Genomic DNA, 22,406 nt, shown 5'->3' with positions numbered 1-22,406 from the left:
TTTATTTTTTAAAAATAGAAACACGCTGGTGAAGTAATATTCAGATTATTAAAACATATAGATACTATACTTGTTCTAAAACGTAAAAAACCTTTTATCATGAAACTAAATAAATTGCTATCCAAGTGTACAAGACAACATACTGATTCTTCAATGCCTATCGTGGCGTTATTAGCCGGACTTGCCGTTGGCGCAGTTGTAGGAGTGTTATTTGCCCCTGAAAAAGGTGCCGATGTTCGAGGTAAAATATCAGATAAAGCAGGTGATTTGGCATCCAGTGTAAAAGACAAAATACAAAGTGTTAAAGAAAAGTTAACTGCAGAATCAGAAAAAGCGGTTGAAGTGAAAGACCAGGTTGTAGACGATGTTAGAAAAAAAACAAAAGCGACAGCTGATCACCTGAGCGGTGAAACCGATGCAACTGCCGGTAAGAACGAACCAATTCAAAATAGTTAAACAAATAAAGGCTGGTATATTACCGGCCTTTTTTATGCTTTAAATCTGTCCCTAATCATTTTGTTATTCATTAAGGTGTATTGGACCGCTAGTTTATTACCTTTGCAAACTAAGCAATTTAACCGCCATTGAAGTGGATGGCTTTACATAAACATCATGATAGCAATTGGACAATACAACGATTTAAGGATCATCAATAAAACAGAATCGGGACTTATATTAACAGATGGAGACAAAGAAGTTTTGTTACCCTATAACCTTGCCCCTGCAAGCGCAGAACCTGGAGAAAATATTAATGTTTTTGTCTACATACATAAAGACGGAAGTTTAATTGCCACAACTAAACGTCCTTTCGCCTGTGTTGGCGACTTCGCTTACCTGACCGTTGTAGATGATGGTGAGGATGGTGTATTCATGGACCTCGGGATTGGAAAGGATGTCTATGTTCCAGAGAAAGAACAAAAACGCCCTATGTTTAAGGGTGACAAGCATGTTGTTTACGTCTTTTTAGATGGAGCAAACGACCGGATGGTAGCTTCATCGAGGTTGACCAACTTTGTTGAAGAGGAAGATATCGACCTGGATGAAGGCGACGAAGTAAGTTTACTAATTGTAGACCGCTCGGACCTTGGTTATAATGCCATCGTTGATAATAAGTACATCGGCTTGTTGTATACCAATGAGCTTTTCGATGAATTACACCCTGGTGAAGTCAGAAAGGGCTGGATTAAAAAAGTAAGGGTAGATGGAAAAATTGACCTGAGTTTACAACCAATGGGCTACAGCCACATTCTAGACAACAAAAATGTTGTGCTTGATGAACTGAAAGCCGATGGTGGCGTGATTAACTTAGGGGACAAGAGTTCTCCCGACGATATTTACAGCCGTTTTAAATTGAGTAAAAATGCCTTTAAGAAAATTATCGGTGGTCTATACAAAGACCGGTTAATTACCATTGGAGACCATGAAATTAAACTTTTTAAAGACGACGAAGCGGAATAAACATGATATCGAGTCACTCCAAGCTCCCTGGTATTGGTACCAATATATTTTCGGTAATGTCTACGCTGGCTGAAGAACATCAAGCCATTAACTTGTCGCAAGGATTTCCTGATTATGCTTGTGACCCCAAGTTAATTGAGCTGGTTAACGATGCGATGAAGGATGGCCATAATCAATATGCAAATATGGCTGGTATACCTTTATTAAGGAACTTGGTTGCCGACAAGGTAAATCGTACCCATCATGCAGCATACGATCCAGACCAGGAAGTGACCATTACTGCAGGTGGCACCCAAGCTATATTCACTGCCATTGCATCATGCATTAATCCAGGTGATGAAGTCATTATTTTTGAACCTGCTTACGATTGTTATGCGCCAACGGTAAGAATGTTCGGCGGTTTGGTAAAGCCATATGGAATGGCTTTTACCGATAATAAAATCGATTGGGACATGGTGAAGAAGCTTTTTAGTGCAAACACTAAGATGATTATTCTAAACAGTCCACACAACCCGACTGGTAGCATTCTTCAGGAAGATGACATACAAGCATTAATTAAATTAATTAAGGATACAGATGTATTGATTTTAAGTGATGAAGTTTACGAACACCTTGTTTACGACGGTAAAAAGCATTTGAGCGTGGCCGCATACCCAGAACTAAGAGAGCGGTCTTTTATAATCGCATCATTTGGGAAGATACTACATACAACTGGCTGGAAGGTAGGTTATTGCATTGCACCAGAATTCTTAATGAAAGAATTCAGAAAAATACACCAATTTAATGTGTTCAGTGTTAATACGCCAATGCAAGTGGCCATCGCTAATTATTTGCAGAACGAATCTGTTTACCAAAATGTTACCGCTTTCTTTCAGGAAAAAAGGGATCTGTTTCGTTCGTTACTTAGTAATACACGTTTCGAACTGCTTCCTTGTTATGGCTCCTATTTCCAATGCGTTAGCTATAAGGTAATTAGTGATGAAGGAGATGCCGTTTTTGCTACACGCCTGATCAAAGAATTCGGCGTAGCAGCAATTCCTCTTTCGGCGTTTTATACCCGCAGTACTGATTGCCAGGTATTGAGATTTTGTTTTGCTAAAAAGCAAGAAACCCTCGAAAATGCCGTTAATAGATTAATAAAATTATAGTTCATTAAAATATTTACCCCTACCCACCAAACATGGAACAACCGAGTTATCTAAAACTAAGCAACTTAAAGATTACCGTTTTCCAGGCTTATTTATTTTGGGAAAATGTAGATAAAAATCTACAAAATTTATCCTTACGATTATCTTCTGGCGTAAAGGAAAAAACAGACCTGATTGTTTTGCCCGAGATGTTTAATACTGGCTTTAGTTTAAATTCTGATCAGCTGGCAGAGGAAATGAATGGTAAAACCATGGATTGGATGGCTGAAATTGCACGTACCTACGATTGTGTAGTAACGGGTAGTTTAATGATTAAGGAGAACGGAAAAAATTATAACCGCCTGATCTGGATGACGCCTGAACATGAATACACCTATTATGATAAACGCCACTTATTCAGTATGGGTAAGGAAGACGAATACTATACTGCCGGAAATGAAAAAGTTACCGTAGAGTTAAAAGGCTGGAGAATACGTTTGGCCATTTGTTATGATTTGCGCTTTCCGGTTTGGGTACGCAATCAAGGTGACGAATATGACTTACTTTTAATTGTTGCCAGTTGGCCTGATCAAAGGATGTCACACTGGCGTGCATTGATTCCTGCGCGTGCAATTGAGAATCAAAGTTATGTAGTGGCTGTTAACCGTGTAGGGCACGATGGCAATCAGGTTTACCATAGCGGACACTCTATGTGCATAGATCCTTATGGTAATACGGTATACTATAAACCCGAAGATGAAGACCTTTATACTTTCAGCATTGGTTACGAAGAACTTGTTAAAATACGCAGAACCTACCCTTTTCTTCAGGATGGAGATAATTTTACGATAGTTTAATCAATCAAAATCCTATCTTTGCAGCAAAGATGAAGCACATACGGAATTTCTGCATAATTGCACATATAGACCACGGAAAGAGCACCTTAGCTGACCGTTTATTAGAATATACAAATACGATTACCCAGCGTGAATCGCAGGCACAGCTATTGGACAATATGGACCTGGAACGTGAGCGTGGTATTACCATAAAAAGCCATGCCATTCAAATGAACTATATTGTTGACGGTCAAGAATATACGCTTAACTTGATTGATACCCCTGGTCACGTCGATTTTTCTTATGAAGTTTCTCGATCCATTGCAGCATGCGAAGGTGCTTTATTAATTGTTGATGCGTCACAAGGTATACAGGCACAAACAATATCAAATCTTTATCTTGCTTTGGAACATGATCTTGAGATTATTCCAATTTTAAATAAAATGGACTTACCTGGTGCCATGCCAGAGGAGGTCAAAGACCAAATCATTGATTTGATAGGCTGCAAGAGAGAAGACATTATACCGGCATCTGGTAAAACAGGATTAGGTGTAACAGATATCTTACAAGCCATAATTGACAGGGTTCCCGCTCCTGTTGGGGATCCGGAAGCACCACTACAAGCCCTTATTTTTGACTCTGTATTTAACTCATTCAGGGGTATCATTGCCTATTATAAAGTAGTGAATGGTGAAATACGAAAAGGTGATAAAGTAAAATTCATTAACACCGGTAAGGAATACCTGGCGGACGAAGTAGGTGTGCTTAAATTGAATATGTTACCGAAAGCCGTGGTTAAAACTGGCGACGTAGGTTACATTATTTCTGGCATCAAGGAAGCCCGTGAAGTGAAAGTTGGTGATACCATTACTAATGTAGCACGCCCTTCACTAGAGAGTATTCAGGGCTTTGAAGAAGTGAAACCAATGGTTTTTGCGGGTATCTATCCAGTGGACACCGACGAGTTTGAAGAGCTTCGCGAAGCCATGCACAAATTACAGTTGAATGATGCATCAATAGTTTTTGAGCCTGAAAGTTCTGCAGCCTTAGGTTTCGGCTTCCGTTGTGGATTCCTGGGAATGTTACACATGGAGATAATTCAGGAACGTTTAGAGCGTGAATTCGACATGACGGTAATTACAACCGTACCTAACGTTTCTTATATTGCAAAAACAACCAGAGGTGAAGAGTTCCTGGTCAACAATCCATCAGATCTCCCTGATCCAAGTAAGCTTGAATATGTTCAGGAACCATTTATTAAAGCCAACATCATCACCAAGGCTGACTTCGTAGGCCCTATCATGTCACTTTGTATTCAAAAAAGAGGTATCATTACTAATCAGAATTACCTAACCTCCGATCGTGTTGAACTGGTTTTTGAAATGCCAATGGGTGAAATTGTATTTGATTTTTACGATAAACTGAAAACCATTTCTAAAGGTTATGCATCCTTTGATTATCACCAGATAGGTTACCGTCAATCTGATTTGGTACGTCTGGATATTTTATTAAACGGTGAGCATGTTGATGCATTATCATCCTTAATTCACCGGTCAAATTCTTACGACTTTGGTAAAAAAATCTGTGAAAAACTTCGTGAACTGATCCCGCGTCAACAATTCGATATTGCAATACAAGCATCTATTGGTGCTAAAGTAATTGCCAGGGAAAATGTGAAAGCCATGCGTAAAGATGTTACAGCTAAATGTTACGGTGGTGATATTTCACGTAAACGTAAACTATTAGAAAAACAGAAAAAGGGCAAGAAACGTATGCGTCAGGTAGGTAATGTAGAAATACCACAAACTGCTTTCATGGCAGTATTAAAATTAGATTAAGCGAAATTATATACATAAAACTTTAGGACCACCATCATATGCAATTACTAGACGGGAAATACGCTTCAGAGAAAATTAAATTGGAAATTGCTGAAGAAGCAGCGGTTTTTTTAAATCAAAGCGGAAGAAAACCTCACCTGGTAGCCATACTCGTAGGTAATGATGGTGGTAGTGAAACCTATGTAGCGAGCAAAATGAAGAACTGTGAAAAAGTGGGCTTCCAATCGTCATTAGTGCGCTATGATTTGACCGTTACCGAAGAGGAACTTTTGGCAAAGATTGCTTCCATTAATGATGATCCGGGCGTTGATGGACTAATAGTTCAACTCCCCCTTCCTAAGCATATTGATCCGGAAAAAGTAACGGAGGCAATTGACTACAAAAAAGATGTCGATGGCTTTCATCCTGTTAATTTAGGACGGATGATGCGTAATTTGCCATGTTTCATTCCTGCTACTCCTTACGGTATCTTGCTGATGTTACAAGCCTACGCAATAGATACTACTGGTATGCACTGCGTGGTAGTTGGTAGAAGTAACATTGTGGGAAGCCCAATGAGTATTTTAATGGCAAGAAATGCAAATCCGGGAAACTGTACGGTTACCCTTACCCATAGTAAGACCAAAAATCTCAAAGAACTTGCCTTACAGGCAGATATCATTGTGGCCGCAATTGGCAAGAAAAACTTTGTAACAGCTGATATGGTTAAACCAGGTGCCATCATTATTGACGTTGGCATTAATAGAGAAACTTCTACAACAACCAAATCAGGTTTTAAGTTGTACGGTGATGTTGATTTCGAACATGTAGCCGAGAAGACATCCTGGATTACACCGGTACCGGGTGGGGTTGGTTTAATGACAATTGTAGGTTTATTAAAAAACACCCTGGCTTCGGCAAAAAAGGAAATCTACCAATAAGGTAATCTTGCTTAATTAAGTTGTTAATTACCCTTTTATGTTGTGGAATTAATGATGTTAAGTGAAGAATTTCTTAAACCAACTTTCTTTAAATCCGATAAATATACCCTCTTCTCTTTTTTCTATTGGATATAGATTAACGTAATCACCTTGCCCCTCAACGCCCCTTCCGGTTTTGAGGTTATATTCCCATCGATGGATAGGGCAAACTAAATTTCCGTTTTTACACCAGCCCCCACTTAATACACCACCGGCATGTGGACATGTATTTTGTACAGCATATAATTCTCCCTGATCTTTTACTAGGCATAATTTTTTACCAGCTACAGAAACTTGCTTTACAAAGTCTGTTTCCGGAAGCTCCTCATCCAACTTGTACCATGTTAACATAACAGTATGATTAGTGTAAGGAATCTAAATTCACAGGCGGGTCATTTAAATGAATATGAAGATACATATAATGTTATTCCTGTTCGGAATTATTTACATTTGCACAACTCTATGGCACATCAAATACCAAGCGACGGCACACTACTTCCATTGATGGAAGAATTTTACACCATTCAAGGCGAAGGATACCACACTGGCAAGGCAGCTTATTTTATTCGCCTTGGCGGGTGCGATGTGGGTTGTCATTGGTGTGATGTAAAAGAAAGCTGGGATGCAGAACTACATCCATTAACTTTAGCAGATGATATTGTTGCAAAAGCCGAGACCTTTCCAGGTAAAGCCGTAGTCATAACTGGTGGCGAACCTTTAATCTACAATATGGATTACCTGACTGCAAAGTTACAGGAAAAAAATATCCTTACGTTTATTGAAACTTCTGGTGCGTATCCATTGTCCGGTACCTGGGACTGGATCTGTCTGTCGCCAAAAAAATTCAAAGCACCAAGACCAGACATCACCCCTTTTGCAAATGAATTAAAAGTAATCGTATTTAATAAAAGTGATTTTGCCTGGGCAGAGGAATATGCCAAAACAGTTTCACCAAGCTGCAAATTATATTTACAACCAGAATGGTCAAAAGGTGCAGAAATCACACCCATGATCATCGATTACGTGATGGCAAACCCCAAATGGGAAATTTCGTTGCAAACGCATAAATACCTTAATATACCTTAAAAATTTGTGATAAGATGTGAGCAGCTGGTGCCCACCTTGTTTAAAATAAGAAAAGCGGCTAAATAACCGCTTTTCTTATTTTTATTAATTTTTCCAGTAATTCTTCGAGTCGATCGAGATGTAGCATATTGGCGCCATCTGATTTTGCATTGGCTGGATCTGGGTGGGTTTCAATAAATAAGCCATCAGCGCCAACTGCAATTGCTGCCTTTGCTATGGTGCCAATCAATTCCGGTTTTCCTCCAGTTACTCCACTACTTTGATTTGGCTGTTGCAATGAATGTGTACAATCCATAACCACCGGAACACCGAAACTTTGCATTTCCGGTAAACCTCGATAATCAACAATTAAATCCTGGTAACCAAAAGTATTGCCACGATCAGTTAATACAACCCGGTTATTTCCGGCTTCTATAATTTTTTCTACAGCAAACTTCATAGATCCAGCTGATAAAAACTGGCCCTTTTTTACATTCACCACTTTTCCTGTCTGTGCAGCCGCGATTAACAGGTCTGTTTGTCTGCATAAAAAAGCAGGAATCTGAAGCACATCAACGTAGGCAGCGGCCATTGACGCTTCTGCACTTTCGTGAATATCCGTTACGGTAGGTATGCCAAATGTCTGGCCAACCTTTTCTAATATCTTTAATGCTTTTTCGTCACCAATACCTGTGAATGAACTGCCCTTAGAGCGATTTGCTTTACGGTAAGATCCTTTAAAAATATAAGGAATTTCAAGTTTATCTGTTATCGTTTTTACTTTATCCGCAATACGCATGGCCATCTCCTCACTTTCAATGGCACAAGGTCCGGCCATTAAAAAGAAATTGTTGCTATGTGTATGTTGTAATTTATCTATATCAAAATTAATCATGTATTCTTGTTATTTGCAGCTATCTATTAATTCCCCAGTTCCGACATAAATTTAATTCTCATCAACTGTATTTCCTCACGTGTATAATCTGATTCACCGAGATCCTTCAATGCACTATCAATAGAATCGTTCTCCGCATGTCTGAAATAATCAAACACTTCATCTTGCCGGTCTTCGTCAATCATCTCATCTACAAAATAATTAAGGTTCAACTTGGTACCCGAATTTACGATCGCCTCAATTTCTTTCAAAATCTCGTTATAAGTGATACCTTTCGACCTAGCAATATCTTCCAGGCTAATCTGCCTGTCTACGTTTTGAATAATCGACACTTTAAGTTGCGATTTATTAGCCTGCGTTTTGATAATCAAATCAACGGGACGCTCAATGTCATTATCTTCTACATATTTCTTAATAAGTTCGATAAATGGTGCTCCAAATTTTAAAGCTTTTCCATTTCCTACACCAGAAATCTGCTTCAGCTCTTCCATCGTGATAGGGTAATGCGTACACATCTCTTCTAATGAAGGTTCCTGAAACACAACAAAAGGAGGTACATTTTTTTGCTTGGCAATTTTTTTACACAAGTCTTTTAGCAGGGCCAATAACTGTGTATCTAAAGCCCCAGTGCCATGTTTTACATCATCTTCATCATCATCCGGAGCGGCATCAATTGGATCATTAAGCACAAACTTTAGGCTATATGGGTTTTCAATAAAATCTAGGCCAGATTTTGTCAATCGGAGAAGCCCATAGTTATCGATATCTTTTGATATAAAATTATTCAATCCAGCTTGTCTGATCAAAGATTTCCAGAGGTTCTCTCCTTCTATTTTTCCTAAGCCATATTCTGGAATTTTAGAATGCTCATAGGCAATAGTTTGCGCAGTTTCCCTGCCCATCAGTATATTCAATAAATGTGCATCGTCAAAACGCTCACCTATATTTTTGATTAACACCAATAGTGCCTTCAAATGTTCTTCTGCATCAAACAACCGTTTAGGTTTTCTACAGTTATCACACATGCAGTTACACCCGGTTTCATTAAAGTTTTCACCAAAGTAATGTAGGATTTGCTTTCTGCGACAAACACCAGATTCAGCATAGTCGATCACTTCTTTCAGAATTTGCGTACCAATTTCTCTTTCCGAAACAGGTTTGTCCTTCATGAATTTCGCTAATTTGTCTACATCCTTCTGGGCATAAAAAGCCACACATATCCCTTCACCACCATCTCTTCCTGCCCTGCCGGTTTCCTGGTAATACCCCTCCATGCTTTTTGGAATATCATGATGAATCACAAACCGAACATCTGGTTTATCTATCCCCATACCAAACGCTATGGTAGCAACAATTACCTGTGCGTCTTCCATCAAGAATTTATCCTGTGTTTCAGCCCTTACTTTAGGTTCTAACCCGGCATGGTAAGGCAAAGCTTTGATGCCATTCAGATTTAAACTGTCGGCAACTTCCTCCACCTTTTTACGGCTTAAACAATATATGATACCCGATTTACCGGTATTCTGCTTAATGTACCTGATGATTTCTTTAACAACATCACGTTTTGGGCGGATTTCGTAAAATAAATTGGGGCGATTAAATGAAGACTTAAATAGTGTAGCTTCCGTCATCTGCAAGTTCTTAATAATGTCCTGCTGAACTTTCGGGGTAGCGGTGGCCGTTAATGCAATGATGGGGATATCTTTACCCAAACCACTGATAACTTGCCTGATTTTGCGGTATTCCGGTCTGAAATCATGTCCCCACTCCGAAATACAATGAGCCTCATCTACGGCAACAAAAGATATTTTGATTAACCTAAAAAAATCAATATTATCCTGCTTGGATAGAGATTCTGGTGCTACATATAAAAGCTTGGTTTGTCCGCTTAACAGATCACTTTTTACTTGTGCTATATCAGTTTTATTAAGAGAAGAATTAAGAAAGTGAGCAATACTGTCACTCCCTCCAAAGGCCCTCAATTGATCTACCTGATTTTTCATTAAAGCTATTAGTGGGGAAATCACAATAGCGGTGCCCTCGCTCATTAATGCTGGTAATTGGTAACAAATAGACTTCCCACCCCCCGTTGGCATTATTACAAAAGTATTCTTTCTTTCAAGAACGTTGGTGATGATAGCCTCCTGATCACCTTTAAAATTGTCAAAACCAAAGAAGTTTTGTAAGTTGTCGAACAACGACTTTTTCACATCCATTCGTGTATAAAATATTCCGTGCTATTTTTTACTCAAAATAACATAATTTTGCCTTAATTAAAGCATCAAGATACTAAATAATTCTGTTTGAAAAGTAAAGAATCAATTATAGAGGCGGGAATCAACACGTTACAGTTAGAATCTCAAGCAATTTTTGGCTTAATAAAAAGCATTAATGCTGATTTTGTAAGCGCTGTAAACCTGATCGTTGCAACAGATGGTCGGGTTGTGGTTACAGGGATAGGGAAAAGTGCCATAATTGCACAAAAGATAGTAGCTACATTCAACTCTACAGGTACTCCAGCTGTGTTTATGCATGCTGCTGATGCTGTACATGGCGACTTGGGCATGATACAAAAAAACGACATTGTGATCTGCATTTCCAAGAGTGGCAACACCCCGGAAATTAAGGTACTCGCTCCTCTTCTTAAACTGGCAGGTAACACCTTGATTGGAATGGTTGGTCAATTGGATTCCACCCTGGCTCACCGTTCAGATTTAATTTTAAATACCGCTGTCGAAAAAGAAGCTTGTCCTCATAACCTCGCACCGACCACGAGTACCAGTGCTCAGTTGGCCATGGGCGATGCACTAGCGATAGCGCTACTCCATGCACGAAATTTTAATAAAGATGATTTTGCTAAATTTCACCCTGGTGGCTCACTTGGCAAAAAATTATACCTAAAAGCTTCAGATTTAGCCGTTAGAAATGAAAAACCCGCCATTTCTGCTCAGGCACCGATTAAAGATGTTATTATAGAAATTAGCCAAAATCGGTTAGGTGTAGTTGTTGTTATAGAAAACGATACTATATTAGGAGTAATAACTGATGGTGACATTAGGAGAATGTTGGAAAAACATACTAATTTAGCTGAAATCAAGGCGAAGGATATTATGAACAAACACCCTAAAAAGATTGATGAGTCGGAATTGGCCATCAATGCGTTGGAAATTATCAAACAAAATAATATAACCCAATTGTTAGTTACAAAGGGTGACAAATACTTCGGCATCATCCATTTACACGACCTTCTTCAAGAAGGTATTATCTAAAGCGCTCCATATAATGATGAATAAAAATAACTACGCGTTAATCATGGCAGGCGGCATCGGAAGCCGCTTCTGGCCAGTTAGCAGAACAGAATTTCCTAAACAGTTTATAGACTTTTTTGGCACGGGACAGACATTAATACAAAGCACCTATAATCGCTTTTTAAATATATGTCCACCTGAGAATATTTTTATCGTCACTAACGAAACTTATACAGGCATTATAAAAGAACAATTACCTGCAATCAAAGATAATCAGATTCTTGCAGAGCCAATAATGCGTAATACAGCGCCATGTGTTGCCTATGGTGCAATGAAAATTGCTCAACTGAATCCAGAAGCCACCATTGTGGTAGCACCATCAGACCATACTATCGCTCAGCAGGATAAATTTATCGAAGCCATTAATCGAGCTTTAGCCGCGGCTGCAACAAACGATTGTTTGGTAACCCTGGGTATCAAACCAAGTCGACCAGATACTGGTTATGGTTATATTCAATATGAGGATGAAACTTTAGCCTCAGATGAAGGTATTCATAAAGTGAGACTTTTTACTGAGAAACCCAACCTTGAGCTTGCCACATCATTTATTCAAAGTGGTGACTTCTTGTGGAATGCCGGGATCTTTATTTGGTCTGCTAAAGCGATTAATAAAGCTTTCGAGAAGCACTTGCCTGATATGTATGAAATATTTCACGCTGGTGAACCGTTTTACAATACAGATGCTGAAGCAGGATTTATCAGCAATGCCTACCAGCAATGCACTAACATTTCCATTGATTTTGGTATCATGGAAAAGGCCGATAATGTATATGTTTTACCTTCTGAATTTGGATGGTCAGATTTAGGTACATGGGCGTCTATTTACGAGATGGCCGAAAAGGACTATGTAGGTAATGCTGTTATTCCGATAGACAAAGTGATGATGTTCAATTCATCAAACTGCATGGTAAATGTACCTGATGGCAAACTGGTAGTTCTCCAAGGCCTACACGATTACATTGTAGTTGAGTCAAATAATATTTTAATGATTTGCCCAAGAAGTGAAGAACAACATGTTAAACTGGTAGTTGCTGATGTAAAGGCTAAACACGGTTCAAAATATATTTAATGGTTATTTACAAGGGCATCATCATAATACTCGAACAATCATTAACTTACTGAATTAAAAAAAAACCGCTTCATTTGATAAAGCGGTTTTTTTTAATTGATTTTATGTTGAACAGTTAAGTCGTCCGTTGTCTAATCGCTTCATACAAAATAATGCCTGTAGACACCGATACGTTTAAAGAGCCTATTTCACCAAACATAGGAATCTTAGCCAGGTGGTTGGCCATTCGCATAATTTCGTTAGACACACCTTCATCTTCTGCCCCCATTACAATTGCTGTAGGAGCTGTGTAATCTGGGTTATAAATCAAATCATTAGTTTTTTCGGTACAGGCAACAATCTGTAAACCACATTCCTGTAAATACAACGCCACTTTATGTAAATTGGCATGCCGGCACACCGGAATATTAAACAGTGCCCCCGCCGAAGTCTTGATGGCATCAGCATTAATCTGTGCCGAGTTTTTTGTAGGCACTAAAATCGCATGAACACCTGCACATTCTGCTGTTCTCGCAATAGCCCCCATATTTCTTACGTCAGTAATACCATCGAGAATCAGAACCAGCGGGGTTTCCCCCTTTTCGTATATAAATGGGATAATGTCTTCAATTTTTTGAAAGGTAATAGAAGAAATAACAGCAATCACGCCCTGGTGATTTTTCTGTGTCATTCTATTTAGTTTTTCAACCGGAACCGTATGGATAGGTGCTTCAACTTCTCTCATTAAAGGTTTTAATTCAGAAATCAAGTCACCCGATAATCCTCTTTGGATATAGATGCTTTCAATCTCCTTGCCAGCTTTAATGGCCTCAATTACAGCGCGAATACCAAATACAAACTCATTATTTTCTTTAGGTCTTCCAGACCGTTTAAAGTTTTCCATACGTATATATTAATGCGCAAAAATAGCGCAAATAAAAAGATTTTCGGCATAAATATTTATCAGCATACGGTTAGCAAATAATGTTCATAAACTATTATAGATGGCCATATAATTTTGACTAATTTTGCTGAATGAGTATCGATACACAGGGTCAAGAAAAATCAAACTATACAGCCAGGAAGACCAGGTTAAACAATACAGCAGGTGGAATGGGCAGAATCCCCCCACAAGCTATTGATTTGGAGGAAGCAGTTTTAGGAGCTTTAATGCTCGAAAAGGATGCACTTTCTACTGTAATCGATATTTTAAAACCTGAAGTATTCTATCAGGAGTCACATAAAAAAATCTTTGAAGCCATACACCTGTTGTTTCAAAAATCAAAACCGGTAGATATCTTAACTGTTACTACAGAGCTGCGTAACCTGGGTACCCTGGAAATGGTTGGTGGTGCATACTATATCACAAACCTCACCAACCGTGTTGCCTCTGCAGCCAATATTGAGTACCACGCCCGTATCATTTCACAGAAATATATTCAACGAGAACTCATTAGAATTTCTTCAGAGATTATCCAAAATGCCTATGAAGACACCACCGACATTTTTGACCTGTTAGATCATGCAGAGAAAAACCTGTTTGATATTGCTCAAAATAACCTGCGTCGTGATACGCAGAAAATGGATGAAATCATCAAACAGTCATTAGCCACTTTAGAAGAACTAAGAACTAAAACTGATGGTTTAACGGGAGTGCCTTCAGGGTTCACGGACCTTGACCGTATCACGGGTGGATGGCAAAAATCAGATTTGGTGATTATTGCTGCTCGTCCGGCGATGGGAAAAACGGCCTTCGTACTAACCTGTGCTAGAAACGCTGCTGTTGATTTTCAAAAGCCGGTGGTCGTATTCTCCCTTGAGATGTCTTCTGTGCAGTTGGTAAATCGTTTGATATCCGGAGAAACAGAAATTGAACAGGAGAAAATCAGGAAAGGAAACCTGGCCGAATGGGAATGGCAACAATTACACAGTAAAATTGGTCGCTTAACTGAAGCACCTTTATTAATTGACGACACTCCTGCTTTAAACATCTTTGAATTCCGTGCAAAATGCAGAAGACTTAAATCCCAATACGACATCCAGATGGTCATTATCGATTACCTGCAATTAATGCATGGTAAAGGCGAAGGTGGCGGTGGTAACCGTGAACAAGAAATTGGTAGTATTTCCCGGGCATTGAAGTCCGTAGCTAAAGAACTGAATGTACCAGTACTCGCCCTGTCGCAATTGAGTCGTGCAGTGGAAAACAGACCGGGACAAAACGGAAAACGTCCTTTATTATCAGATTTAAGGGAATCCGGTTCCATAGAGCAGGATGCGGATATGGTATTATTCTTATATCGTCCGGAATATTATGGAATAACTGAAGATGAACAAGGTCGTTCACAAGCCGGTATTGGTGAAGTAATCATTGCAAAACACCGTAACGGTGAAACTGGAATTGTTCCACTACGATTCATTGGTAAATACGTGAAATTCGCCGATTTAGAGGAAAACTTTATGCCACAAAATTCATTTTCCATCGATAGTCCAGGAGCAGGTATGCTTCCTTCTCCTGAGTTTGATCGCCCTGCAGGAAATGTTATTATCAAACCATCAAGAATGGACGATATGCATGATGAGGATGCACCTTTTTAATTAAGATAATAGTTATAAAAAAAATCCGAGCAACATTACGGCGATAACCAATAAAGGAGGACTAACTCTAGTAAAGTTCAAGATTAAAAAGGTTATCGTCATAATTGTAATCGATAAAAAGTCCAGGGTAATTGGCTTAAGCAACAGCATAAACGCCGCTACGATAAACCCAACACTAACCGCATTAATACCTGCTAACGAATGCTTTATGCGGGTTATCTTCTTTAAATCGTCCCAAAAAGGCACAATAAATAACACCAGAATAAGGCCCGGTAAATTAATGCCTACCACGGCAATAATTCCACCGGCAATTTGCCCGAATACACCGTACCCGAAATTTTTCATACTTAATGAACCTACGTAGCTGGTGAAGGAAAAAGTGGGCCCCGGAAGTGCCTGCTGTAATGCAAATCCCGATAAAAAGTCAGATGCCATCAAGTATTGTTTCATTTGAACAAACTCTGTAAACATCAGGGGAACCAGCACTTGTCCGCCACCAAAAATAAAGATTCCATTCCGGTAGAAATTCTCAAATAACCTAATGGGTAAGCTGAATGGTGAAGTAGTATTAATTATCGCACCTAATAATGCCAAAAAAAGGAGTCCACCGATTAAATAAGACAACTTTTTAGGGTTAACATTAGAAAACAGCCGAACCCTGAGTTCAGTCTCTTCCTTCGGACTGCCAATGGCAGAGGACACAATACCACCAATTAAAATAGCCAATGGAAAAACGTATGCATTCTGAAGTACCAGCGTAGCAACAACTGAAGCCACGGCTAACATAATGGCTAATTGGTTTACCAATACCCTTTTTGATAACTGATAGGCTGCAAATGCAACAATACCTAATGCAACAGGATTAATATACTGTAGAATATTAGTAAAACCAGACTTATGATCAAGTCTTGAAAAATTGATGGCCACAAATGTCATTACAGCAGCTGATGGAATAATCCAAATTAAAAATGTGATTAAGCTCAACTTCAACCCGCCTACCTTATATGCAATACCCACAAGTGTTTGTGTTGACGCAGGTCCAGGCAAAATTTGAGCAAGTGCATTCAACTCCAGCAAATCTTCCTCGGATATGAATGGGGTGCTTTTTACAAAGTATTTAAGTAAAAGTGCCATATGCGCCTGAGCACCACCGAAAGCTGTAAATGTAAAAAGGAATACACTTCTTAAAAATAAAAACTGTCTATTCTTCAAGGTCTAATGACTTAGTCGTCTTCGTAATCTAAACCCATAGCCGAATTATAAGCACCTTGCAATTCGGAAAGTGCGTGGTTATCTCTTATCTTTCTGGCTACTTCCATACCTTTCTGGTAAACAACTACTGCTTTTGATAAATCGCCGGTCTTCTCATATAACTTACCTAAATGGTAATAAGTTCCAACATAATCGGGATGTTCGTTGACAAGGATATTATAATAATAAAACGCCTTCTCTGAGTCCTGAAGACTGTTATATTCTGTAGCCAAGGCATAAACAACAAAAGGATCCTTAGGATCACTCTTTAAAAATTCCAATAAGGTGATTAATCGGGTACTTTGCATTTTAAATCCCTGCTTTTTTAATTAGATTTGCAAAAAGACAATTTTTATGAAAATATTAGTTTGTATCAGTAATGTGCCCGACACAACGACAAAAATAACTTTTACTAACGATAATACACAATTCAATACATCAGGTGTACAATTTATTGTAAACCCTTATGATGAAATTGCCTTATCGAAAGCTATTGAACTTTGTGAAGGTGGAAAAGGAACCGTTACAGTGTTAAATGTAGGTGAAAGCAGCACCGAACCAACAATTAGGAAAGCTTTAGCCATCGGAGCAGATAATGCGGTAAGAATAAATGCAGCCCCTCGTGATGCTTATTTTACTGCTTTTCAAATCGCTGAATATGTAAAAGCTAATGAATTCGACATGATCCTATGTGGTCGGGAATCAATTGATTATAATGGTGCCCAGGTGCCAGCTATGATTGGTGAATTTTTAGATATCCCTTCTATTTCTATCATTAAAAAACTAGATTACGACGGCTCTTCCGCAACCTTAGAACGTGAGATTGAAGGTGGTAAAGAAGTAATATCGGTTACCGGTAAATTTATTGCAAGCTGCGCCGAAGGTGTTGCAGAAGCTAAAATTCCTAACATGAGGGGAATTATGTCGGCCAGAACCAAACCTTTGGTAGTTGTAGAACCAGTTGCCATTGAGGAAGTAGCCAAAATAGTGAAATATGATACCCCAGCCCCAAGAGGAACAGTTAAATTGGTACCTTCGGAAGAAGCAACGAAATTAATTGATTTATTACACTCCGAAGCAAAAGTGATCTAAGGATTAATCTTGTACCACAAAATATAAAAATATAATATGTCAGTATTAGTATATATAGAACAAGTTGAAGGCAAGTTTAAGAAATCTGGTTTTGAAGCCGTTTCTTATGCAAAAGCACTAGCAACTGCACAGGGAACTAACTTAACGGCGATTACAATCGGTAATATCGAAGAAAATGAACTTAAAGAATTAGGTAAATATGGAGCCTCTAAAATTCTGAATGTCAATAACGAGCAGTTAAAAAACTTTGTAAATCAAGCATATGCCTCCGTTATTGCTGAAGCGGTCAATAAAGAGGGCGCTGATATTCTTGTACTATCAAACTCTTTTTCTGGAAGAGGGCTAGCCCCAAGGATTGCAGTTAAACTTAAGGCAGGTTTAGTTGATGGTGCAGTAGCACTACCTGAGACAGACGGCGGAAAGTTTTTAATAAGAAAAACTGCATTCTCTGGTAAGGCTTTTGCTGTAACAGAATTAACCTCTGCAAAGAAAGTAATTGCTTTAATGCCAAATGCTTTCGGTGTTAAGGAAGTGAATGAAGATGTAACAATTGAAACATTTGCTCCAGAAGTTAAAGCAAATGACTTCAGTGCTATTGTTAAAGAAATTGTAAGGGCAACTGACAAGGTTTCTTTACCTGATGCAGAAATTGTTGTTTCAGCGGGAAGAGGATTAAAAGGTCCTGAAAACTGGGGAATGATTGAAGAACTTGCTGAGTTGCTAGGCGCGGCTACGGCATGCTCTAAGCCAGTTTCAGATGCCGATTGGAGACCACACTCGGAACACGTAGGACAGACCGGCATATCGATCAGTCCGAATTTATATATTGCTGTTGGTATCTCCGGTGCCATACAACACCTGGCTGGGATCAGCTCGTCTAAGGTAATCGTTGTCATCAACAAAGACCCAGAAGCACCTTTCTTTAAGGTTGCTGATTATGGAATCGTTGGTGATGCCTTCGAAGTAGTGCCTCAATTAATAGAAGCGTTAAAAGTACATAAAGGATAAAATACCTGGTAGGTTACGGCCTGCCAGATATTCTTTAATATGAAAAAAGTAAAACTCGATATTGTTGGTTTATCCTATAGCCAGACCCAATCAGGCGCTTATGCACTGGTACTGGGAGAAGTAAATGGAAGAAGACGACTTCCTATTATTATAGGTGCGTTTGAAGCGCAGGCAATTGCCATCGAATTAGAGAAGATGACACCAAGCAGGCCACTCACCCACGACTTATTCAAGTCATTTGCCCAGGCCTATCACATTCAAATTGAGGAAGTTTTAATCTACAATTTGGTTGACGGCGTATTTTTTGCCAAATTAATATGCACTGACGGCGTTAACGTTCGTGAAATAGATGCCAGAACATCAGACGCGATTGCCTTGGCCGTACGTTTCAAAGCGGCCGTATACACCTACGAATTTATTATTTCCTCTGCAGGTATAGTTATCGAAGGTAATGACCTTCTTTTCCTTGAAAACATGGATAGCATGACTAAAGAAAAAGGTTCAGAGGATATTTCTACTTCCATCCCCGGAAATAATTATAAATCTCTATCTGTAGAAGAGCTGCAAAAGAAATTGCAGGAAGCCATTGCAGAAGAAGCTTACGAAAAAGCAGCCCGCTTAAGGGATGAACTTAATAAAAGAAATTCATCTTAACATCCATTTAGTCCTATCTCCCACTCTTACCTCACACATCTATTATGAATGTTAAGATTCGCTTAACGCTAATGAATTTTTTGCAATTTTTTATATGGGGTTCATGGCTTCTGACGATCGGAGTTTATTGGTTTCAAAATAAACAATGGTCTGGCACTGAGTTCGGTGTTATTTTTTCTACCATGGGTATTTCGTCCATTTTTATGCCCGCCATTATCGGAATAATTTCTGATCGTTTCATTAATGCAGAAAAGCTACTTGGAGTTCTGCACATCTGTGGAGCAATGGTGTTATTTAGTTTGCCTATGGTAAAAGATCCAGGAACTTTTTTCTGGGTTATCTTACTTAACATGATCTTTTACATGCCTACCCTATCTTTGTCTATTACAGTCGCTTATTCGGCTTTAAAAAACGACAATAAGGACGTAGTAAAGGATTACCCCCCCATTCGAATCTGGGGTACCATTGGCTTTATTGCCGCATTATGGACAGTAAGTTTAACTGGAAATGAAGCCAGCTCTAATCAGTTTTATATTGCATCGGCAGTTTCATTAATTCTGGGTATATATGCTTTCACACTCCCTAAGTGTCCTCCTTTAGCCAACCAGGTCAAAGCAAAGTCTTTTGTCGATGCTCTAGGCTTAAGGGCATTTACCCTGTTAAAACAAACTAAATTTGCAGTATTCTTTTTATTCTCTATGTTGTTGGGAGCAGCTTTACAGCTTACCAATGCTTATGGAGATACCTTCTTGCATGATTTCAAAAATGTACCCGCGTATGCTGATTTATTGGCCGTTAAATATCCGGCCATAATCATGTCAATCTCACAGATCTCTGAAACATTATTCATATTGGCCATTCCATTGTTTCTAAAAAAATTCGGAATTAAATATGTAATGCTGTTCAGCATGCTTGCCTGGGTATTACGATTTGGACTTTTTGCTTTTGGAGACCCTGCCGGTGGTTTATGGATGATTGTATTGTCATGCATAATTTACGGCATGGCCTTCGATTTCTTTAACATCTCTGGTTCCTTGTTTGTTGAAACGCAGGTAGATGCCAAAATGCGCGGAAGTGCACAGGGATTGTTTATGATGATGGTAAACGGCTTTGGTGCACTTTTCGGTAGCTTTGCCAGTGGCATTATCATCACAGAGTTTTTCACCAACGCTGATCAAAGTAAGGACTGGACGAATATCTGGCTTACTTTTGCAGGATACACCTTAGTACTGGCCATCATCTTCCCATTTGTGTTTAAGTACAAACACAACCGTGCCGAAGAGTCGGCTATAAAGGCAATGAATAGCTAAACACCCACTTATTTACACAAAAAGTCCTGTCTTCGAGATGAAGACAGGACTTTTTGTTACCAGGTATTTTATTATTTATTACCTGTTCTCAATGCTTACAAATTCTCTATTCGTATGGCCTACATATACTTGACGCGGGCGACCAATAGGTTCTTTATTCTCATGCATCTCTTTCCATTGTGCAATCCATCCTGGTAAACGTCCTAAAGCGAATAACACAGTAAACATATCAGTTGGAAAACCTAATGCCCTGTAGATGATTCCAGAATAGAAATCAACGTTAGGGTAAAGTTTACGTTCTACAAAATAAGAATCATTTAATGCCGCTTCCTCAAGTTTCTTGGCAATTTCTAACACCGGGTCGTTAATACCTAATTTCTCCAGAATATCATCGCAGGCTTTCTTAATAATCTTTGCCCGTGGATCGAAGTTTTTGTAAACCCTATGGCCAAAGCCCATCATACGGAAAGGATCATTTTTATCTTTTGCTTTGTTGATCCATTTTTCAGTATCTCCACCGTCGGCTTTAATGTTTTCAAGCATCTCAATTACCGCCTGGTTAGCACCACCATGTAATGGGCCCCATAAAGCTGAGATACCAGCAGAAACTGATGCGTAAAGGTTACAATCAGAAGATCCTACCATCCTCACCGTCGAAGCTGAACAGTTTTGTTCATGATCAGCATGAAGAATTAACAAGGTATTCATTGCATTAACCACTACAGGATCAATTTCTATCTCTTCTGTGCGTTGACCAAAAATCATATTAATGAAATTGGTAACATAATCATACTTGTTTTTAGGATAAATCAGTGGGTGACCTAAAGATTTTTTGTAGATAAATGACACGATGGTCGGGAATTTTGCTAAAAGCTTGATCATGGTTTGATTCATGGTCTCAGGCTCTGAATTAGCAACAAGGGACTCCGGATAGAATGTTGAAAGTGAACACACCAAAGAGGCAAGTTGTGCCATTGGGTGTGACTTAGAAGGATAGCCATCTAAAAACTTTTTCATGTCCTCATGGATCAGCGTATGGCGGCTGATTTGAGATTGAAAATTATCCAGTTCTGTTTTTTTAGGAAGATCACCATAAATAAGCAGATAAGCTACTTCAAGAAAGGATGATTTTTCGGCAAGTTCTTCGATCGAGTAACCACGGTATTTTAATACCCCTTTTTCACCATCTAAAAATGTTATAGCGCTTTTCGTAGAGCCTGTATTTTTATAGCCCAAGTCTAGCGTAATATAACCTGTTTGTTCTCTTAGTTTTGAAATATCTATTGACTTTTCGCCTTCCGTTCCCGTTATTACCGGGAATTCGTAAACTTTTCCGTCAATCTTAATCTCTGCAATTTCTGACATATCTAATATTTTATAATAACAAAAGTAACTAATCTATATTTATTGAGGTTGATTATTTAGCGTGAATTTCTTCTAAAACTGCACCACAATCCATCATTTCGTCGCCGTAATAAGGGTTTTGGATTTGTTTTTCAGATGCCAACCATTCTCCACCGTCACCATTGTTAGCCATGGGACAACGTTGAACATAAATGGTACCGGCATTTAAATCAGCATGCTTAAATAAAGCAATGAGATCAGCGTTAAGATTTGTGAAATCTTTTCTCTGGTCAGCAATGTTTTTTGCTGCTCCAATTTTCTGAGAAATTAGTGCAGTGTTTTCACAACCTTCATAAACTGCAAGTTTGTTAGACAAGTCATTAGCTGCAGGACCTGCTTTCTCAAAGTTAGAGGCCACCAGTGCGTCTTTTAAAATGATGTAATTGTTATAGATCTCCTGAACCTTTGTATCTTTCAGCGCTATATTTGTGGAATTGCTATCCACATTTACGGCTGTACTATCCTGAGTTTGATCTCCGTTCTCTGTAGCACTATTACAAGAAAACAAGGCAAATAGTAGAACTACACCTATATATTTATTCATATGTATTGTTT

At 38.8% G+C, this 22,406-nt stretch carries 22 protein-coding genes; 14 read left to right on the top strand and 8 right to left on the bottom strand.

Features of this window, described 5'->3' with window-relative positions; genetic code table 11:
* Positions 1–99 precede the first annotated feature (99 nt).
* The 6 genes from ACR2F3_RS15795 to ACR2F3_RS15770 all read left to right on the top strand — a co-directional run bounded on the left by ACR2F3_RS15795 (position 100) and on the right by ACR2F3_RS15770 (position 6,179).
* A complete protein-coding gene (locus ACR2F3_RS15795) occupies positions 100–456 on the top strand; it encodes a YtxH domain-containing protein (RefSeq protein WP_432710952.1) in 357 nt (118 codons plus the stop codon).
* Positions 457–612: 156 nt separating this feature from the next.
* A complete protein-coding gene (locus tag ACR2F3_RS15790; RefSeq protein WP_432710951.1) occupies positions 613–1,458 on the top strand; it encodes a CvfB family protein in 846 nt (281 codons plus the stop codon).
* 2 nt (positions 1,459–1,460) lie between these two features.
* Positions 1,461–2,606 (top strand): methionine aminotransferase, encoded by a 1,146-nt coding sequence (locus ACR2F3_RS15785; protein WP_432710950.1) that lies wholly within the window; start codon positions 1,461–1,463, stop codon positions 2,604–2,606.
* Between the two features lie 32 nt (positions 2,607–2,638).
* Complete coding sequence (locus ACR2F3_RS15780) at positions 2,639–3,442, top strand: nitrilase family protein (RefSeq protein WP_432710949.1); 804 nt, start codon at positions 2,639–2,641, stop codon at positions 3,440–3,442.
* A gap of 29 nt (positions 3,443–3,471) precedes the next feature.
* Complete coding sequence (gene lepA, locus ACR2F3_RS15775) at positions 3,472–5,259, top strand: translation elongation factor 4 (protein ID WP_432710948.1); 1,788 nt, start codon at positions 3,472–3,474, stop codon at positions 5,257–5,259.
* Positions 5,260–5,297: 38 nt separating this feature from the next.
* Positions 5,298–6,179, top strand: a complete 882-nt coding sequence (locus ACR2F3_RS15770) for a bifunctional 5,10-methylenetetrahydrofolate dehydrogenase/5,10-methenyltetrahydrofolate cyclohydrolase (protein WP_432710947.1) — start codon at positions 5,298–5,300, stop codon at positions 6,177–6,179.
* 57 nt (positions 6,180–6,236) lie between these two features.
* Here the strand turns inward: ACR2F3_RS15770 and ACR2F3_RS15765 are convergent, their stop codons facing one another.
* Positions 6,237–6,569, bottom strand: a complete 333-nt coding sequence (locus ACR2F3_RS15765; protein ID WP_432710946.1) for a Rieske (2Fe-2S) protein — start codon at positions 6,567–6,569, stop codon at positions 6,237–6,239.
* Between the two features lie 111 nt (positions 6,570–6,680).
* Between ACR2F3_RS15765 and ACR2F3_RS15760 the strand changes: the two genes are divergently transcribed.
* Positions 6,681–7,304: a 7-carboxy-7-deazaguanine synthase QueE gene (locus ACR2F3_RS15760; RefSeq protein ID WP_432710945.1), complete on the top strand. Its 624-nt coding sequence runs from the start codon at positions 6,681–6,683 to the stop codon at positions 7,302–7,304.
* 58 nt (positions 7,305–7,362) lie between these two features.
* Here the strand turns inward: ACR2F3_RS15760 and kdsA are convergent, their stop codons facing one another.
* Positions 7,363–8,178 carry a 3-deoxy-8-phosphooctulonate synthase gene (gene kdsA, locus ACR2F3_RS15755; protein WP_432710944.1) on the bottom strand — a complete coding sequence of 272 codons (816 nt, stop codon included), beginning with the start codon at positions 8,176–8,178 and terminating at the stop codon, positions 7,363–7,365.
* 26 nt (positions 8,179–8,204) lie between these two features.
* A complete protein-coding gene (gene recQ, locus ACR2F3_RS15750; RefSeq protein WP_432710943.1) occupies positions 8,205–10,394 on the bottom strand; it encodes a DNA helicase RecQ in 2,190 nt (729 codons plus the stop codon).
* A gap of 87 nt (positions 10,395–10,481) precedes the next feature.
* On the opposite strand from recQ, the gene ACR2F3_RS15745 reads away from it, so the two are divergent.
* On the top strand, positions 10,482–11,447 hold the full coding sequence (locus ACR2F3_RS15745; RefSeq protein WP_432710942.1) for a KpsF/GutQ family sugar-phosphate isomerase: 966 nt from the start codon (positions 10,482–10,484) through the stop codon (positions 11,445–11,447).
* Positions 11,448–11,463: 16 nt separating this feature from the next.
* Entirely contained in the window at positions 11,464–12,555 is a 1,092-nt protein-coding gene (locus ACR2F3_RS15740) for a mannose-1-phosphate guanylyltransferase (protein WP_432710966.1), read from the top strand.
* Positions 12,556–12,670: 115 nt separating this feature from the next.
* Here the strand turns inward: ACR2F3_RS15740 and rlmB are convergent, their stop codons facing one another.
* Positions 12,671–13,438 (bottom strand): 23S rRNA (guanosine(2251)-2'-O)-methyltransferase RlmB, encoded by a 768-nt coding sequence (gene rlmB, locus ACR2F3_RS15735; protein WP_432710941.1) that lies wholly within the window; start codon positions 13,436–13,438, stop codon positions 12,671–12,673.
* Between the two features lie 131 nt (positions 13,439–13,569).
* On the opposite strand from rlmB, the gene dnaB reads away from it, so the two are divergent.
* On the top strand, positions 13,570–15,132 hold the full coding sequence (dnaB, locus tag ACR2F3_RS15730; RefSeq protein ID WP_432710940.1) for a replicative DNA helicase: 1,563 nt from the start codon (positions 13,570–13,572) through the stop codon (positions 15,130–15,132).
* A 12-nt stretch (positions 15,133–15,144) separates the two neighbouring features.
* Here dnaB and chrA read toward each other — a convergent pair whose 3' ends face one another.
* Positions 15,145–16,344, bottom strand: a complete 1,200-nt coding sequence (gene chrA, locus ACR2F3_RS15725; protein WP_432710939.1) for a chromate efflux transporter — start codon at positions 16,342–16,344, stop codon at positions 15,145–15,147.
* Positions 16,345–16,355: 11 nt separating this feature from the next.
* The gene (locus ACR2F3_RS15720; protein WP_432710938.1) at positions 16,356–16,691 is read right to left on the bottom strand and encodes a tetratricopeptide repeat protein; all 336 of its coding nucleotides are present in this window, start codon (positions 16,689–16,691) and stop codon (positions 16,356–16,358) included.
* Positions 16,692–16,737: 46 nt separating this feature from the next.
* Between ACR2F3_RS15720 and ACR2F3_RS15715 the strand changes: the two genes are divergently transcribed.
* The 4 genes from ACR2F3_RS15715 to ACR2F3_RS15700 are packed head-to-tail and all read left to right on the top strand — an operon-like array spanning position 16,738 to position 20,447.
* Positions 16,738–17,475, top strand: coding sequence for an electron transfer flavoprotein subunit beta/FixA family protein (locus tag ACR2F3_RS15715; protein WP_432710937.1), 738 nt, complete (start codon positions 16,738–16,740; stop codon positions 17,473–17,475).
* A gap of 36 nt (positions 17,476–17,511) precedes the next feature.
* On the top strand, positions 17,512–18,483 hold the full coding sequence (locus tag ACR2F3_RS15710; protein WP_432710936.1) for an electron transfer flavoprotein subunit alpha/FixB family protein: 972 nt from the start codon (positions 17,512–17,514) through the stop codon (positions 18,481–18,483).
* Positions 18,484–18,522: 39 nt separating this feature from the next.
* Entirely contained in the window at positions 18,523–19,137 is a 615-nt protein-coding gene (locus ACR2F3_RS15705; RefSeq protein ID WP_432710935.1) for a bifunctional nuclease domain-containing protein, read from the top strand.
* A 44-nt stretch (positions 19,138–19,181) separates the two neighbouring features.
* Positions 19,182–20,447 (top strand): nucleoside permease, encoded by a 1,266-nt coding sequence (locus tag ACR2F3_RS15700; protein WP_432710934.1) that lies wholly within the window; start codon positions 19,182–19,184, stop codon positions 20,445–20,447.
* A 78-nt stretch (positions 20,448–20,525) separates the two neighbouring features.
* On the opposite strand, the gene ACR2F3_RS15695 is transcribed toward ACR2F3_RS15700, so the two are convergent.
* On the bottom strand, positions 20,526–21,812 hold the full coding sequence (locus ACR2F3_RS15695; RefSeq protein WP_432710933.1) for a citrate synthase: 1,287 nt from the start codon (positions 21,810–21,812) through the stop codon (positions 20,526–20,528).
* Positions 21,813–21,864: 52 nt separating this feature from the next.
* Positions 21,865–22,395, bottom strand: a complete 531-nt coding sequence (locus ACR2F3_RS15690; RefSeq protein WP_432710932.1) for a DUF3347 domain-containing protein — start codon at positions 22,393–22,395, stop codon at positions 21,865–21,867.
* Between the last annotated feature and the right edge of the window lie 11 nt (positions 22,396–22,406).

The sequence above is a fragment of the Pedobacter sp. genome, assembly GCF_045627485.1.
Taxonomy (GTDB): Bacteria; Bacteroidota; Bacteroidia; order Sphingobacteriales; family Sphingobacteriaceae; genus Pedobacter.
The sequence above is the reverse complement of the archived record's forward strand: the minus strand, read 5'-3'. Positions and strand labels throughout refer to the sequence as shown.